The organism is Bradyrhizobium nitroreducens (assembly GCF_002776695.1).
In the GTDB taxonomy this organism is placed as follows: Bacteria; Pseudomonadota; Alphaproteobacteria; order Rhizobiales; family Xanthobacteraceae; genus Bradyrhizobium; species Bradyrhizobium nitroreducens.
Map to the genome: position 1 here is coordinate 6,639,134 of NZ_LFJC01000003.1, position 15,181 is coordinate 6,654,314.

15 protein-coding genes are annotated in these 15,181 nt (G+C 65.0%); 10 read left to right on the top strand and 5 right to left on the bottom strand.

Annotated features, from left to right (window positions below):
• Positions 1–2 precede the first annotated feature (2 nt).
• The 5 genes from dxr to fabZ all read left to right on the top strand — a co-directional run bounded on the left by dxr (position 3) and on the right by fabZ (position 6,792).
• Entirely contained in the window at positions 3–1,226 is a 1,224-nt protein-coding gene (dxr, locus tag TSA1_RS31540) for a 1-deoxy-D-xylulose-5-phosphate reductoisomerase (RefSeq protein ID WP_100179732.1), read from the top strand.
• A 44-nt stretch (positions 1,227–1,270) separates the two neighbouring features.
• Positions 1,271–2,422: an RIP metalloprotease RseP gene (gene rseP, locus TSA1_RS31545; RefSeq protein ID WP_100179733.1), complete on the top strand. Its 1,152-nt coding sequence runs from the start codon at positions 1,271–1,273 to the stop codon at positions 2,420–2,422.
• Between the two features lie 187 nt (positions 2,423–2,609).
• Positions 2,610–5,138 carry an outer membrane protein assembly factor BamA gene (gene bamA / locus TSA1_RS31550; protein WP_100179734.1) on the top strand — a complete coding sequence of 843 codons (2,529 nt, stop codon included), beginning with the start codon at positions 2,610–2,612 and terminating at the stop codon, positions 5,136–5,138.
• A 128-nt stretch (positions 5,139–5,266) separates the two neighbouring features.
• The gene (gene lpxD / locus TSA1_RS31555) at positions 5,267–6,334 is read left to right on the top strand and encodes a UDP-3-O-(3-hydroxymyristoyl)glucosamine N-acyltransferase (RefSeq protein ID WP_100179735.1); all 1,068 of its coding nucleotides are present in this window, start codon (positions 5,267–5,269) and stop codon (positions 6,332–6,334) included.
• Positions 6,331–6,792: a 3-hydroxyacyl-ACP dehydratase FabZ gene (gene fabZ / locus TSA1_RS31560; protein WP_100179736.1), complete on the top strand. Its 462-nt coding sequence runs from the start codon at positions 6,331–6,333 to the stop codon at positions 6,790–6,792. The genes lpxD and fabZ overlap by 4 nt, the downstream gene beginning before the upstream one ends.
• A 17-nt stretch (positions 6,793–6,809) precedes the next feature.
• Here the strand turns inward: fabZ and TSA1_RS31565 are convergent, their stop codons facing one another.
• Positions 6,810–7,133 (bottom strand): KTSC domain-containing protein, encoded by a 324-nt coding sequence (locus TSA1_RS31565; protein ID WP_100179737.1) that lies wholly within the window; start codon positions 7,131–7,133, stop codon positions 6,810–6,812.
• Between the two features lie 175 nt (positions 7,134–7,308).
• On the opposite strand from TSA1_RS31565, the gene lpxA reads away from it, so the two are divergent.
• From lpxA to lpxB, 3 genes are read left to right on the top strand one after another with little or no spacing between them, the layout of a single operon-like run.
• Positions 7,309–8,100: an acyl-ACP--UDP-N-acetylglucosamine O-acyltransferase gene (lpxA, locus tag TSA1_RS31570; protein WP_100179738.1), complete on the top strand. Its 792-nt coding sequence runs from the start codon at positions 7,309–7,311 to the stop codon at positions 8,098–8,100.
• A 20-nt stretch (positions 8,101–8,120) separates the two neighbouring features.
• Positions 8,121–8,978 (top strand): LpxI family protein, encoded by an 858-nt coding sequence (locus TSA1_RS31575; RefSeq protein ID WP_161497289.1) that lies wholly within the window; start codon positions 8,121–8,123, stop codon positions 8,976–8,978.
• Positions 8,975–10,159, top strand: a complete 1,185-nt coding sequence (lpxB, locus tag TSA1_RS31580; RefSeq protein ID WP_100179740.1) for a lipid-A-disaccharide synthase — start codon at positions 8,975–8,977, stop codon at positions 10,157–10,159. The genes TSA1_RS31575 and lpxB overlap by 4 nt, the downstream gene beginning before the upstream one ends.
• Positions 10,160–10,301: 142 nt before the next feature.
• On the opposite strand, the gene TSA1_RS31585 is transcribed toward lpxB, so the two are convergent.
• Together TSA1_RS31585 and TSA1_RS31590 are read right to left on the bottom strand one after the other, a co-directional pair.
• Positions 10,302–10,766: a fasciclin domain-containing protein gene (locus tag TSA1_RS31585; RefSeq protein ID WP_100181442.1), complete on the bottom strand. Its 465-nt coding sequence runs from the start codon at positions 10,764–10,766 to the stop codon at positions 10,302–10,304.
• 261 nt (positions 10,767–11,027) lie between these two features.
• Positions 11,028–11,885: a LysR substrate-binding domain-containing protein gene (locus TSA1_RS31590; RefSeq protein ID WP_245448455.1), complete on the bottom strand. Its 858-nt coding sequence runs from the start codon at positions 11,883–11,885 to the stop codon at positions 11,028–11,030.
• 97 nt (positions 11,886–11,982) lie between these two features.
• Here TSA1_RS31590 and TSA1_RS31595 point away from each other — a divergent pair, with 97 nt between their 5' ends.
• Both TSA1_RS31595 and TSA1_RS31600 read left to right on the top strand, forming a co-directional pair.
• Positions 11,983–12,951 (top strand): sodium-dependent bicarbonate transport family permease, encoded by a 969-nt coding sequence (locus TSA1_RS31595; RefSeq protein WP_210248350.1) that lies wholly within the window; start codon positions 11,983–11,985, stop codon positions 12,949–12,951.
• Positions 12,952–12,958: 7 nt separating this feature from the next.
• Entirely contained in the window at positions 12,959–13,270 is a 312-nt protein-coding gene (locus tag TSA1_RS31600) for a P-II family nitrogen regulator (protein WP_100179742.1), read from the top strand.
• A gap of 28 nt (positions 13,271–13,298) precedes the next feature.
• Here the strand turns inward: TSA1_RS31600 and TSA1_RS31605 are convergent, their stop codons facing one another.
• Together TSA1_RS31605 and TSA1_RS31610 are read right to left on the bottom strand one after the other, a co-directional pair.
• Entirely contained in the window at positions 13,299–14,066 is a 768-nt protein-coding gene (locus TSA1_RS31605) for an SDR family NAD(P)-dependent oxidoreductase (protein ID WP_100179743.1), read from the bottom strand.
• The gene (locus TSA1_RS31610) at positions 14,063–15,172 is read right to left on the bottom strand and encodes an ABC transporter ATP-binding protein (protein WP_100179744.1); all 1,110 of its coding nucleotides are present in this window, start codon (positions 15,170–15,172) and stop codon (positions 14,063–14,065) included. Before TSA1_RS31610 ends, TSA1_RS31605 begins: the two co-directional genes overlap by 4 nt.
• Between the last annotated feature and the right edge of the window lie 9 nt (positions 15,173–15,181).

Consider the following 15,181-nt stretch of genomic DNA (forward strand, 5'->3'; position numbering starts at 1 on the left):
ATATGAGCGCGGTCCCATTGCGTAATAACAAGGCTGCGGCGTCGAGCGTCCGCAGCGTCACGGTCCTCGGTGCCACCGGCTCGATCGGCGACAGCACCATGGACCTGCTGCGCGCCTCGCCCGAGCGCTATCGCGTCGAAGCCCTGACCGCGAACAGCAACGTCGCTGCGCTGGCAAAACTCGCGAAGGAGTTTTCCGCGCGTTACGTTGCGGTCGCCGATACCTCCAAGCTTGCCGAGCTCAAGGCCGCACTGGCGGGAACGAGCACCGAATGCGGCGCCGGCGAAAGCGCGGTGATCGAGGCCGGTGCGCGTCCGGCCGATTGGGTGATGGCGGCCGTGAGCGGCGCTGCCGGGTTGAAGCCGGCGCTGGCCGCGGTCGATCGCGGCGCGCATGTCGCGCTCGCCAACAAGGAATGCCTGGTTTGCGCCGGTGATTTCTTCATGCAGCGTGCTGCGAAGGCCGGCGCCTGCATCCTGCCGGCCGATTCCGAGCACAACGCACTGTTCCAGGCCTTGGCATCGGGCAATCGTGACGAGCTCGTCCGCGTCATCATCACGGCCTCGGGCGGCCCGTTCCGAACCTGGAAGCCCGCCGACATCGAGCAGGCCACGCTGGAGCAGGCCCTGAAGCACCCGAACTGGAGCATGGGCCAGAAGATCACGATCGATTCCGCCTCGATGATGAACAAGGGTCTCGAGGTGATCGAGGCCTCCTATCTGTTCGCCCTGTCGCCCGACGAGATCGACGTCCTCGTGCATCCGCAGTCCATCATCCACGGCATGGTCGAGTTCTCCGACCGTTCGGTGATGGCCCAGCTCGGCGCCCCCGACATGCGCACACCGATTGCGCATTGCCTCGGCTGGCCCGACCGGATCAAGGGGCCGGCCGCAAAGCTGGACCTCGCCAAGATCGGTCAGCTCACCTTCGAGGCGCCCGATTTCGAGCGCTTCCCCGGGCTGCGCCTGGCTTTCGATTCGCTCCGGACCGGGAAGGGAGCGACCACCGTCTACAACGCCGCCAACGAGGTCGCGGTTGCCGCATTCATCGCCGGCAAGATCCGGTTCGGCGCGATCGCCCGGCTGGTGGAGGCGACACTGGACGACTGGGTCCGTGGCGGGAACCAGGCGCCGATGACCTCAGCCGATGATGCAATCTCTGTTGACCATGTTGCGCGAAATAAAGCTGCCGCCCTATTGCCTCAAATTGCCTTAAAGGCATCCTAGATGGTTCGGGGCCAGGGCCTTGCGGCGCTGGATGAGGGAATTCGATGATCGACTTTTTTACCCATAGTTTCAATGCGTTGAGCCATGGGGTGCTAGGCTATGCGGTTCCCTTCCTGTTCGTCCTGACGATCGTCGTGTTCTTCCATGAGCTCGGCCATTTTCTGGTCGCGCGCTGGGCGGGCGTTCGTGTCTTGACCTTTTCGCTCGGTTTCGGACCTGAGCTGGTCGGTTTCAACGATCGCCATGGGACCCGCTGGAAGATCTCGGCGATCCCGCTCGGCGGCTACGTCAAGTTTTTCGGTGACGAGAGCGAGGCCTCGACCCCATCGGCCCAGACGCTCGCGGCCATGACGGCCGAGGAGCGCGCCGGCAGCTTCCACCACAAGAAGGTCGGTCCGCGTGCCGCCATCGTCGCGGCGGGCCCGATTGCCAATTTCATCCTGGGTGCGCTGATCTTCGCCGGCATGGCGCTGTATTACGGCAAGCCGAGCACGATCGCCCGGGTTGACGGCGTCGTCGCCGATGGGGCTGCGGCGGCGGCCGGGTTCAAGATCGGGGACGTCGTCGTCCAGATCGACGGCAAGCCGATCGAGAGCTTTGCCGACATGCAGCGAATCGTTGCGATGAATGCCGGTTCGGCGCTTGCCTTCCAGGTGAAGCGGGACGGTGCGATCGTTTCGCTGACCGCAACGCCGGCGCTGCTCGAGCGCAAGGATCCGTTCGGCAACAGCCACCGTCTCGGTGTGCTCGGCGTCGAGCACAAGTCGCAGGCCGGTGAGGCTTCGACCGCGCCGGTCGGCGTCGGCGAGGCGCTCAAGATCGGGGTCGAGCAGGTCTGGTTCATTATTACCAGCACCTTCAAGTTCCTGGGCTCGCTGTTCGTCGGGCAGGGAAATCCCAACGAGGTCAGCGGCGTGCTGGGAATCGCTAAGATGTCCGGGCAGGCGGCCAGCGCCGGGTTCCAGTTCGTGATCAATCTGTGCGCGGTGCTGTCGGTGTCGATCGGCCTGTTGAACCTGTTCCCGATCCCGCTGCTCGATGGCGGCCATCTGATGTTCTACGCGGCGGAAGTGGTCCGCGGCCGGCCCCTTTCCGAGCGGACCCAGGAGATGGGGTTCCGAATCGGGCTCGGTCTGGTGCTGATGTTGATGGTGTTTGCGACCTACAACGACATCCTGCGCATGGCGGCTTCCTGATAGGGGCTTTTTTGTGGCGTGCCTTATGGCGTTGCTGATCAGCAACGTCTTGGAATGAAATTGGAATTACGGCGCTTTCGGCCGTTTGCGGCGTCGGTGAAATTGGCTACAAGCGGCCTGAACTTGGGGAATCTCCGGACCGGCTTTGGGGTTGGGTCTGGCACGGAATGATAAGGGCGCGTTGCGCATGAAGTTTGGACTGCGACTCCGGGGGGGCTTGCTCGCAACCCTGATCATGTTCGGCGCGCCGGTAATTGCCCCGGTCGGGGCTGTTTTCGTGTCTTCGTCTGCGTTCGCTCAGACCGTTCAGTCGATTTCCGTCGAAGGGAATCGCCGGGTCGAGGTGGAGACGATTCGCTCCTATTTCAAGCCGGGCCCGGGCGGCCGCCTGGATCAAGGCGCCATCGATGACGGCCTCAAGGCGTTGATCGAGACCGGCCTGTTCCAGGACGTGAGAATCAACCGTGGCTCCGGCGGCCAGATCATCGTCTCCGTGGTGGAAAACCCGGTGATTGGCCGTATTGCCTTCGAGGGCAACAAGAAGATCAAGGACGAGCAGCTCACCACCGAGGTCCAGTCCAAGGCCCGCGGCACCTTCTCGCGTGCCATGGTGCAGTCCGACACGCTGCGAATCGCCGAGATCTACAGGCGCTCCGGCCGCTACGACGTCCGCGTCACGCCGGAGATCATCGAGCAGCCGAACAACCGCGTCGACCTGATCTTCACGATCGAGGAGGGCGCCAAGACCGGCGTCAAGTCGATCGAGTTCGTCGGCAACAACGCGTTCTCGTCCTACCGCTTGCGCGACGTCATCAAGACCCGCGAATCGAACCTGCTGAGCTTCCTGGCCAGCGGTGACATCTACGATCCCGACCGCGTCGAAGCCGACCGCGACCTGATCCGCCGCTTCTATCTCAAGAACGGTTTCGCCGACGTCCAGGTCGTGGCCGCGCTCACCGAATACGATCCGGAGAAGAAGGGCTTCAACGTCACCTTCAAGATCGAGGAAGGATCGCAGTACCGCGTCGGCGCGATCGACTTCCGCTCCAGCATCCCGAACTTCGACCCCTCGTCGCTGCGCGCCTATTCGCGCGTCAATGTCGGCTCGCTCTACAACGTCGAATCGGTCGAGAAGTCGGTCGAGGAGATGCAGATCGAGGCCTCGCGCCGCGGCTATGCGTTCGCCGTGGTCCGGCCGGGCGGGGACCGCAATTTCGAGGCGCACACCGTCTCCGTCGTGTTCAACATCGACGAAGGCCCGCGCACCTATATCGAGCGCATCAACCTGCGCGGCAACACGCGTACGCGTGACTACGTGATCCGCCGCGAGTTCGACATCTCCGAGGGCGATGCCTACAACCGCGCCCTGGTCGACCGCGCCGAGCGGCGCCTGAAGAACCTCGACTACTTCAAGAGCGTGAAGATCACGACGGAGCCGGGCTCCTCGAGCGATCGTGTGATCCTGATCGTCGACATGGAAGAGAAATCGACCGGCGACTTCTCGATCTCGGGCGGTTACTCCACCACGGACGGCGCGCTGGCCGAAGTCTCGATCTCCGAGCGCAACCTGCTCGGCCGGGGCCTGTTCGCCAAGGCGTCGGTGACCTATGGCCAGTATGCCCGCGGCTACTCGCTGTCGTTCGTCGAGCCCTATCTGCTCGACTACCGCGTCGCGCTCGGCCTCGACCTCTATCAGCGTGAGCAGAAGTCCAACAGCTACATCTCCTACGGCACCAAGACGCTCGGCTTCTCGCCGCGCCTCGGCTTCGCCTTGCGCGAGGACCTGTCGCTGCAGCTGCGCTACTCGATCTACCAGCAGCAGATCACGCTGCCGTACTACCTGGCGAACTGTAACAACGTCGTCGGTTCGTCCGCGTTCAACCCGAGCCCGGCCTTCGTCAATGCCAATGGCGGCGTTCCGGATCTCAGCTCCACCAACGGCCTCGGCTGCTACAGCGACGGCGAAGCCTCGCTGCCGGTGCGCAAGGAGCTGGCGAACGGCAAGACGCTGACTTCGGCGCTCGGCTACACGCTGACCTACAACACGCTGGACAACAACAAGAACCCGACCGACGGTCTGCTCATCGACTTCCGTCAGGATTTCGCCGGCGTCGGTGGCGACGTCTCCTATCTGAAGACCGTGGCGGACGGTAAGTACTATGCCCCGCTGGTGTCGGACATCGTCGGTCTCGTCCGTCTCCAGGGCGGCATCCTGACCAAGATGGGCGACGATCTGCGGATGCTCGACCATTTCCAGATGGGCCCGAACCTGGTCCGCGGCTTTGCTCCGAACGGTATCGGTCCGCGTGACTTGAACCCCTTCGGTTCGCGGGACGCGCTGGGCGGCACCAAGTACTGGGGCGCTTCGCTCGAATTGCAGATGCCGTTCTGGTTCCTGCCGAAGGAAGTCGGTCTGAAGGGCGCGGTCTATGCCGATGCCGGCGGCCTCTATGACTACAAGGGCCCGACGAGCTGGACGGCGACCAACGAGGTCAATGCGCCTGGATGTATTCCGTCGTCGGTCAATCCGACGGTCACGGGAACCTGTACCGGCCTCGTCTATGACGACAGCAAGGTCATCCGGTCGTCGGTCGGTGTCGGCCTGATCTGGCAGTCCCCGTTCGGTCCGCTGCGCTTCGACTACGCCGTGCCGCTCAGCAAGGGCAAGTACGACCGTACGCAGGAATTCCGGTTCGGCGGCGGTACCACGTTCTAATTCGATCAGCTGGGCATGAGCCGGCCCCCGATTGGGGCCGGTGCTCAAAAAGATCGTGCTCAATCCATGAGATTAGGCATGATGCGGCCCGACCGCTTCATGCCGAAGCCGGACCGCGACGGGGTGGAATGGCGCAGCCGACCTTCTTCAAAAAGCCGCCGGCTTCTACGCTGGCCGAGATCGCCGCGCAGACCAAGGCGCAGCTGGTCGACCCGGCAAGGGGCGACCACGTCATCACGGGCCTTGCTTCGCTCGACGAAGCCGGCCCGATGCATCTGGCGTTTTTCGACAACCTCAAATATGCCGAGGAGCTCAAGGCGACCAGGGCCGGGGCGTGCCTGGTGAGCCCGCGCTTCGAGGCGCAGGTGCCTGCCCATGTGGCCGTGCTGCGGGTGGCCCAGCCGTTCCGCGCCTTCGTCGGGATCGCCCGGGAATGGCACGGCGATGCGCTGCGCCCGCAGTCCTGGTTCGGGATCGAGGGCATCGCGCCGTCGGCCATCATCGATCCCTCGGCCCGGATCGAGGACGACGTCATCGTGGAGCCGCTGACGGTCATCGGCCCGGACGTCGAGATCGGGAGCGGCACCGTGATCGGCGCCGGTGCGGTCATCGGCCCCGGCGTCAAGATCGGCCGGGACTGCAATGTCGGCGCCCGCACCGCCATCCAGTGCGCCCTGATCGGCAACAACGTGCTGATCCATCCCGGCTGCTCGATCGGGCAGGACGGCTACGGCTTCATCTTCTTCGGCCCCGAGGGCCATCTGAAGGTGCCCCAGACCGGCCGCGTGCTGATCCAGAACAATGTGGAAGTCGGCGCTGGCACCACCATCGACCGCGGGTCCCTGCGCGACACCGTGATCGGGGAGGGCACCAAAATCGACAATCAGGTCCAGATCGGCCACAATGTGACGATCGGCCGGAATTGCCTGTTGGCGGCCCAGATCGGCCTCGCGGGCAGCCTGACGATCGGCGACAACGTGGCGCTGGGAGCCAAGGTTGGCATCAACAACCACCTCAAGATCGGCGACGGCGCCCAGGTCACCGCGATGAGCGGGGTCAAGGACGACATCCCGCCTGGCGGTCGTTGGGGTGGTTTCTTTGCCAAGCCGACCAAGCAGTGGTTCAAGGAAATTATCGCGGTGGAGCGCCTCGTGCGTGACAGCAAGGCCGATCCGAAGGACGAGGGACGGGAATGACGTCGGAATCACCTGTTAAGTTCGAGCTGGTCGATATCAACGCCATCCTCCAGACCCTGCCGCACCGTTTTCCGATGCTGCTGATCGACCGCGTGATCAACATCCGCGCCGACTATAGCGGTATCGGCATCAAGAACGTCACCTTCAACGAGCCGGCCTTCCAGGGACATTTCCCGGAGCGCCCGGTCTATCCCGGCGTCATGATGATCGAGGCGATGGCGCAGACGGCGGGCGTGATCGGCATCAAGTCGGTCGAAGGTACCGAGAAGCCGCGGGCGGTGTATTTTCTCACCATCGACAAGTGCAAGTTCCGCAAGCCGGTGCTTCCAGGTGATACCATCGAGTATCACATGCGCTCGCTCGGCCGCCGCAAGACCATGTGGTGGTTTCACGGCGACGCCAAGGTCAACGGGCAGGTGGTTGCGGAAGCCGACGTCGGCGCCATGCTGACGGACTAGAGCGCCGCAGGCCAGGCTCACGCGCTGCAATCGTAGCGGCCGCCGGCGGCCTCGCGCCTGATATGCCGGTTGAAGAATTGGCCCATGGACGGCGCGCCGAGAAGGCGGTCGACCGTCTCGGCCGCGACGCCGCAATAGCGCGCATAGCCGCCGCTGGTCGCGACGACGAGATCGTGCCGCGCGCGGTCGTAGCAGACGCGCTGAAGCACCGTGCTGCGATCGATGTCGCGGCATTCGAATGTCGCGAGGTCGATGGCGCCGCGATCACCGGTCGCGACCGTCTCGGACACGATCGGCGCGGCGGCAAGCTGTGCGAGCAGAAGTGCCAGGGCCCTGACCACGAGTGCTGAAGCTCCGCATGAACTTGCTGGCGAACCGGGACGGCCGCCTCATCCGATACTTGAAACACGGCGAGATGATACGTCACTGGACAGATCGGGCAAAGTCGCGCTAACCACCGGAAAACCGAGCGACTTCAATACATAATCAGAGCTTCCTAACGAGTAAGATTGCTTGATGAGCAAGATTGATCCCACCGCACGGATCGCGGACGGCGCCGTGATCGGCGAGGGCACCGAGATCGGCCCCTTTTGCATCATCGGCCCGAACGTCGTGATCGGTGCGAACTGCAAGCTGATCGGGCATGTGCACGTCACCGCACAGACGACCATCGGCGACGATTGCACCATCTATCCTTTTGCCTCGCTGGGCACGCCGCCGCAGTCGCTCAGCTACCGGGGCGAGCTGACGCAGCTGAAGATCGGCTCGGGCTGCACCATCCGGGAATCCGTGACCATGAACGCTGGCACTGTCGCTGGCGGCGGCATCACCACCGTCGGCGATCGCGGCTACTTCATGAATTGCGGCCATGTCGGCCACGATTGCCATGTCGGCAATGACGTGATCTTCGCGACGTCGGCGACGCTCGGCGGTCATTGCGAGATCGGCGACTTCGTCTTCATCGGTGGCCTGTCCGCGGTGCACCAGTTCACCCGCATCGGCCCGCAGGTGATGGTCGGCGGCGTGTGCGGTGTCCGCGACGACATCATTCCGTTCGGCCTGGTCAACGGCCAGTACGCGGTGCTGGAAGGCCTCAACCTGATCGGCATGAAGCGGCGCAAGTTCACCAAGCAGCGGCTGGCGACCGTGCGGGCGTTCTACCAGAAGCTCTTCCATGGCCCCGGCACCTTCGCCGAGCGGCTGGAGGCATCCAGGTCGCTCGCGGGCGAAGATCCGGCGATCGCCGAGATTCTCGACTTCATCGGCAAGGGCAAGCGCCCGCTCTGCCTTCCCGCCATCACGAAGTGATCTTGGATATGGCCGCGGGCATGACATCAGCGGCTGCGGAGCTCTCATCGCCGGTCGGCATCGTCGCCGGCGGCGGCGCGATGCCGTTCGCGGTCGCCGACTCGCTCGCCGCCCGCGGCATCACGCCGGTGCTGTTTCCCCTTCGGGGCGCCTGCGATCCGGCGCGGGTGGAGCAATTCCGTCACCGCTGGATCTCGGTCGGCCAGCTCGGTCGCGCGATGCGGCTGTTTCGCGAGGAAGGCTGCCGCGACCTGATCTTCATCGGCACCTTGGTACGGCCTTCGCTCACCGAAATAAGGTTCGACGTCACGACGCTGCGCCTGCTCGGCAACGTCATCCGCGCCTTCCGCGGTGGCGACGATCATCTGCTGTCTGGTGTCGGCCGTATCCTAGAGCACGGCGGCTTTCGCATGGTCGGCATCAAGGAGGTCGCGCCCGATCTGCTGATGCCCGAGGGCTGTATCAGCCGCGCCTGGCCGAACGACAACAGCAAGACCGACATCGCGCGCGGCCGCGCGGTGCTGACGGCGCTCGGCCCGTTCGACATCGGCCAGGCTGCGGTGGTGATCGACGGCCATGTGGTGGCGGTCGAGGACATCGAGGGCACGGATGCACTGCTCGCGCGCGTCGCGCGGCTGCGCGAGGAGGGCCGCATTCGCGCGGCTGCCGGCCGCGGCGTGCTGGTGAAGGCGCCGAAGAGCGGCCAGGATCTGCGCTTCGATCTGCCGACCATCGGCCCGCGCACCATCGAGGGCGTCGCGGCCGCCGGGCTCGCGGGCATTGCCGTCATCGCCGGCAACACCATCGCCGCCGAGCCGCAGGCGATGATCGCGCTTGCCGACGCGAAATATCTCTTCATCATCGGCCTGCCGGCTTGATGCAGTCGCGCGATCCCCAGCGCAAGATCTTCCTGATCGCCACGGAGGAATCCGGCGACCGGCTCGGCAGCGCCTTGATGAAGGTGCTGCGCCAGCGCCTCGGCGACGGCGTGCAGTTCGTCGGCGTCGGCGGCCGCACCATGGCGCGTGAGGGGCTCGAATCGCTGTTTCCGATCGAGGAGCTGTCGATCGTCGGCTTTGCCGCGGTGGTGCAGCAATTGCCGAAGATCCTGGGGTTGATCCGCAAGACCACGGATTCCGTGCTGGAGAGCGCGCCCGACGCGCTCGTCATCATCGACAGCCCGGATTTCACCCACCGCGTCGCCCGCCGCGTTCGCGCAAAGAATTCCGCGATCCCAGTGGTCGATTACGTCTCGCCGCAGCTCTGGGCGTGGCGGCCGGGCCGGGCGCGGACCATGCTCGGCTATGTCGACCATGTGCTCGGCCTGTTGCCGTTCGAGCCCGAGGAATACCGCAAGTTGGGCGGGCCGCCCTGCAGCTATGTCGGCCATCCCCTGATCGAGCAATTGCCCTCGCTGCGGCCGAACGAAGAGGAGCAGGCACGCCGCAACAGTGAGCCGCCGGTGCTGCTGGTGCTGCCCGGCAGCCGCCGCAGCGAGGTCAGGCACCATCTCGACGTGTTCGGCGCGACGCTCGCCCGCCTGCGAGCGGAAGGCCGCGCCTTCGACCTGATGCTGCCGACCATGCCGCATCTCGAAGCCACCATCCGCGAGGGCATCGCGAACTGGCCGGTCAAGCCGCAGATCGTGATCGGCGAGAACGAAAAGCGCGCCGCCTTCCGCATCGCGCGCGCAGCGCTGGCCAAATCCGGCACGGTGACGCTGGAGCTCGCGCTGTCGGGCATTCCGATGGTGACGGCCTATCGCGTCGGCGCGATCGAGGCCTTCATCCTGCGCCGCGCGATCCGCGTCTCCTCGGTGATCCTCGCCAATCTCGTGATCGGCAGGGACGTCATTCCGGAGTTCCTGCAGGAGGATTGCACGCCGGACAAGCTGGCGCCTGCGCTTCATGATGTGCTGACGGAGTCCCCGCTGCGGCGGCAGCAGGTCGAGGCCTTTGCCCAGCTCGACCAGATCATGTCGACCGGCAACAAGTCGCCGAGCGTGCTCGCGGCCGACATCGTGCTGGCCACGATGCGGAAGGGCAGGCGAGCGAGCTAGAATCTCCTCACAACTCTTGCCTGCAGCGCGGAGCTCAGACGTCAAGTGCTGACCGGGGACGTCGTCCCCGGCCAGACCGAGCGCAGCTCATGCCGCGACTTGAACGCTCGGTGCTGCCCGCGGCCGAGCAGTCCCGCCGATCTCAGTGGTGCATCTTTTTCGCACGCGCCGGCGGCAGAAGCACCGTGTCGATGACGTGAATGACGCCGTTCGACGCCTCTATGTCCGGCTGGATAACGTGCGCGTCATTGACGCGGACACCAAGACTGCCGTCGACGCTGATTGGCTGCCCCTGAACGGTCGCGACCTTCAGCGACTTCCCGGCGAGGTCGGCCGCCTTCACGCGGCCCGGAACGACGTGATACTTCAGAACGGCCGCGAGCTTGGCCTTGTTCTTCAAGAGCGACTCGACGGTCCCCGGGGGCAGCTTTGCGAATGCTGCGTCGTTTGGTGCGAACACCGTAAACGGTCCCTTGCCCTTGAGCGTATTCACGAGACCGGCAGCTTTCACGGCTGTCACCAGCGTGGTGAACGAACCGGCGGAAACGGCAGTGTCCACGATGTCGCCGGCGCGCGCGACAGAAGGGCCTAGCAGGCCAGCGACCATGGCGGCTCCGGCCACGAACGAACGAATTGCGGGCGTCATCATGTTCTCCAACTATGGTTCCATCCATGCAGAAGCGACGGATGCACCCAAGGGGCGCACCGCACCGTGCGATCAGTTGCGATCTACCTTCACGAAACGACGCGTCCCGATAGCCGGATCACTGCGGGTTGTTGATTTCCGCCGAAATGCCGCGTCCCAATGCCGCGCCCGGCCTCATCGGCCGTGCAAGATTCCGGCTCTCGAAGGTCACGCATGATGGACTTAGTTGAGGGTCTTGACCACGAAGTCCTTAAGTCGCTGCGCGGGGAGCGGAAGGCGATCGCGCTCCAGGATCGCCACTTCGGTGTCCTTCAAGTCGGGCATCGGCTTTCCGTCCACGACGTGAAGATCGAGAGGTACCATGTCCTTCGGAAGCACCGTGACGCCGAGTCGCGCGCGGACCGCGGCGAGCGTTCCAGCCAGCGATCCGCAGGTGTAAGCGATCCGCCACGATCGTTTGGCACGATCGAGCGCCTCGGTCGCCCGCTTCCGATAGACGCAGGGTTTGGGCGAGACCGCGAGCGGCAGCACCCCCTGTCTGAGATCAACCCCACCCGTGACCCAGACCAGCGGCTCACGCCATACACGGGTGCCGGGAATTTCGATGGAACGCTCACGCTTGATGAGCGCCAGATCGAAAGCACCTTTGCGAAAGCGCTCGATCAGATTCATAGTCAGATCGCAGGTCACTTCCAGGTCGACCTGGGGATAGGCGTGGGCAAAGCGTGCAAGCACGTCGGGGAGGTGGCGGGTCGCGAAATCCTCGGGCGCGCCGAGGCGCACGAGCCCCCGTATCGCGGGCTCCCGGATGCGCGCGACGATCTCGTCATTGAGATCGAGCAGGCGCCGCGCGTAGTCGAAAAACGTCTCGCCCTCGGCAGTCAGTGCGACCGATTGCGGCGAGCGCTCGAGGAGCGTGCCGCCGACAAGTTGCTCCAACCGGCGAATCTGCAGGGACACCGTCGATTGCTGCAGGCCTAGCGACTGAGCGGCGCGCGTGAAATTGCCGAGCGAGACGATCGTCACGAAGGATCGCACGAGGTCGATATCCAGGTTCAGGCGAGAGCGGGGCATCATCATTGCAAATTTCAATCATGATGCTTGAGACAATCAATTTTGTCAAACGTCCGCGGAAAGCTATCCAGCCCTCCATTCGCCCCACCGGATGGAGGATACCTTGCTTGCGCTCGCCGCCCAGAATCTCGTCTCGCCTTCGGTGCTGTTCTTCGGCATGGGGCTCGGCGCCTCGCTCGGACGCTCGGACCTCTCGGTGCCAGAGGCTATTGCACGTTTTCTGTCACTTTATCTGCTGATCTCGATCGGCTTCCGTGGCGGCGCCGAAGTGGCCCATCAGGGTCTGACGCCTGCGCTGGCGCTGACGATCCTGGCCGGCGTCGTGTTGTCGGCCGGCTTGCCATTCATTGCGTACGCCTTCCTGCGCGGCGCCGGCCTGGACCACATCAATGCTGCCGCCGTTGCCGGTCATTACGGATCGATATCGGCCGTGACCTTCGTGGCCGTCACCGGCGCACTCACGCAGCTCGCCTTGCCTTACGACGGCTATATGATCGCGGTCGCGGCCGCGATGGAGACGCCGGCGATCTTCTCGGCGCTGATGATCGCCCGCAGCCGTGAAGGGAGAGGGAGCGGTGACATGTCCGGAGACTTCTTGCGCGAGATCGCACTGAACGGCTCGATCGTTGCCTTGCTCGGTGCGTTCGCGGTTGGATGCATCACGGGTGAACGCGGCATGACCTCGCTCAAGCCTTTCCTGCTCGATGCCTTCCCCGGCTTCCTGTGCGTCTTCCTGCTCGATATGGGCCTGATCGCCGGCCGCGGCCTGCGGGACGGCTGGAAGTCGCTGTCCGTTCCGGTTGCAGGCTTTGCCTGGATAATGCCGTTCATCGGCGCGGCGTTTGCGGCGCTCTTTGCCTGGCTCATCGGATTATCGGCCGGCAGCACTGCAGTTTTGATGACGCTCGGTGCATCCGCTTCCTACATCGCAGTCCCGGCTGCGATGCGGCTCGCCCTTCCTGCGGCAAACCCGGCGATCGCCCTGACGCTCTCGCTTGGCCTGACATTTCCCTTCAATCTGATCGTCGGCATCCCGCTCTACATTGCTGCCGCTCAGATGATCGCGCGGTGAGGACTGCATGCAGACGTTTGCCAAGAAGCGGATCGAGATTCTCATCGAACGGGCACTGCTGAAGCGGCTGACCGAGAAACTCGAGCGCACGGGTGTGAGTGGATATTCGGTCGCCCCGGTCGTGGGCGGTCGCGGGCGAGCCGGCCGATGGGAAGCGGATGGCCAGGTCGGCGCCGCCGCCGGGATGTTCGTTGTTTGGTGCATCGTCGATCCGGTTCGGCTGGACGAGTTGTTGCAGGCTGTGTTTGCCGTGGTAGCCCAGCAGGTAGGCCTCGTCTCCGTCGGTGACGTGGAAGTGGTGCGGCCCGAGCGTTTCTGAGCCGCCGGTAGCGGCCCGACTGCACGCCCTACGCGAGCCCTGCGTCCACACGGAAACACTGGCTGGTGATGCGCCGGCTTTCGTCGGAGGCGAGGAACAGCGCCATATTCGCGATGTCCTCGGGCGTAACCGCGTCCGGAACGGCTTGGCGCGAGCGCATTTCGGCAATGACCCGTTCGTCCGGATACCATAGCCGCCGCTGCCGCTCGGTAATGACCATGCCCGGTGCAATCGCGTTGACGCGGATGCGGTCGGGGCCGACCGATCGCGCCAGCGAGTTGGTGAAGCCGACGATGGCCGCCTTCGCCGCGGCGTAGACCGGCAGCGCCGGCGCGCCGCGCATCCAGGCGATCGACGACATGTTGATGATCGAGCCGCCGCCGCGCGCCCGCATCTGCGGCACCACCGCCTGCGCGGCAAAGAAGACGTGCTTGAGATTGACGCCCATCATCCAGTCGAACTCGGCGGGCGTCACCTCGGTCAGCACCTGTCGCTGATCATTGGCGGCGTTGTTGACGAGCACCGCGGCGTCGCCGAGCCTTTGCTGAACCTGCGCCGTGGCGGCGCGCAGGGCCTCGATATCCAGGAGGTCGCAGGGCACGAACAGCGGTGTCGCACCGCATGCGGCCGCGACCTCCGCGGCCAGCGCGGCGCCGGCGGCTTCATCGATATCGAGGAACGCGACGCGGGCGCCTTGGGCGGCGAAGGCACGCACGAAGGCGGCGCCGATGCCGCTGGCGCCACCGGTGATCAGCACCACGCGGTCCGCGAGGCTCGAATAGGTCGTCTTCGTCATGCGATCAGTCGCTCCGTCTCGGGGTCGAACAGGCAAATGCGGCGGGTGTCGAGCGCGAAAGAGGCGGATGCGCCCGGCGCAGGGCGGATATCGGGCGAGATGCGCGCCATCGCGGGTTCGCCCCCGAGCCGCAGCGACACCATCGTCTCGGCACCGGTCGGCTCGACCATGTCCACCGGTGCCTCGACGAGGACAGGCGCTTCTCCTGAAAACGCGCGGCTGCCCTCGGCAATGCATTCCGGCCGGATGCCCACCACGACGTCGCGTCCGACGAAGGGCGCAGCGCCGTCATAATCTCTCAGGCGCAGGCGGACCTCGTCCGGCCGGCCCGCGCCGATCACCGCCACCAGCCCGTCCTTGTCGCTCTCGAGCCGGGCCGGCATGGTGTTCATCGGCGGCGAGCCCATGAAGCGGGCGACGAACAGATTGGCGGGATAGCGGTACACGGTGTCGGGGTCGGCGAATTGCTGCACGCGGCCCTGATGCATCACGGCGATCCGCGTCGCCATCGTCATGGCCTCGATCTGGTCGTGGGTGACATAGACGATGGTGGCGCCGATGCGCTGGTGCAGCCGCTTGATCTCCATCCGCATCTCGACGCGCAGCTTGGCGTCGAGATTGGACAGCGGCTCGTCGAACAGGAAGAGCAGGGGATCGCGCACCAGGGCCCGCCCCATCGCGACGCGCTGGCGCTGGCCGCCGGAGAGCTGCGACGGCTTGCGGCCGAGCAGCGGCTCGATCTGGAGCAGTTTTGCGACATTCGCGACCGCGGCGTCTTGCGCGGTCTTGGGCACGTGACGGCATTCCATGCCGAAGGTGATGTTCTGTCGCACCGTCATCGAGGGATAAAGCGCGTAGGACTGGAACACCATGGCGATGTCGCGGTCTTTCGGCGCGACATCGTTGACGACGCGTCCGCCGATCTCGATCGTCCCGGCACTGGGGCGGTCGAGCCCGGCGACGATGTTGAGCAGCGTGGACTTGCCGCAACCGGACGGCCCGACCAGCACGGTGAACTCGCCGCTCTCGATGTCGAGAGCGATATCCTTCAGCACCTCCAGATTGGCGTAGCGCTTGGACAGGGCGCGAATGCTCAGTGCTGCCATGACGTCTCC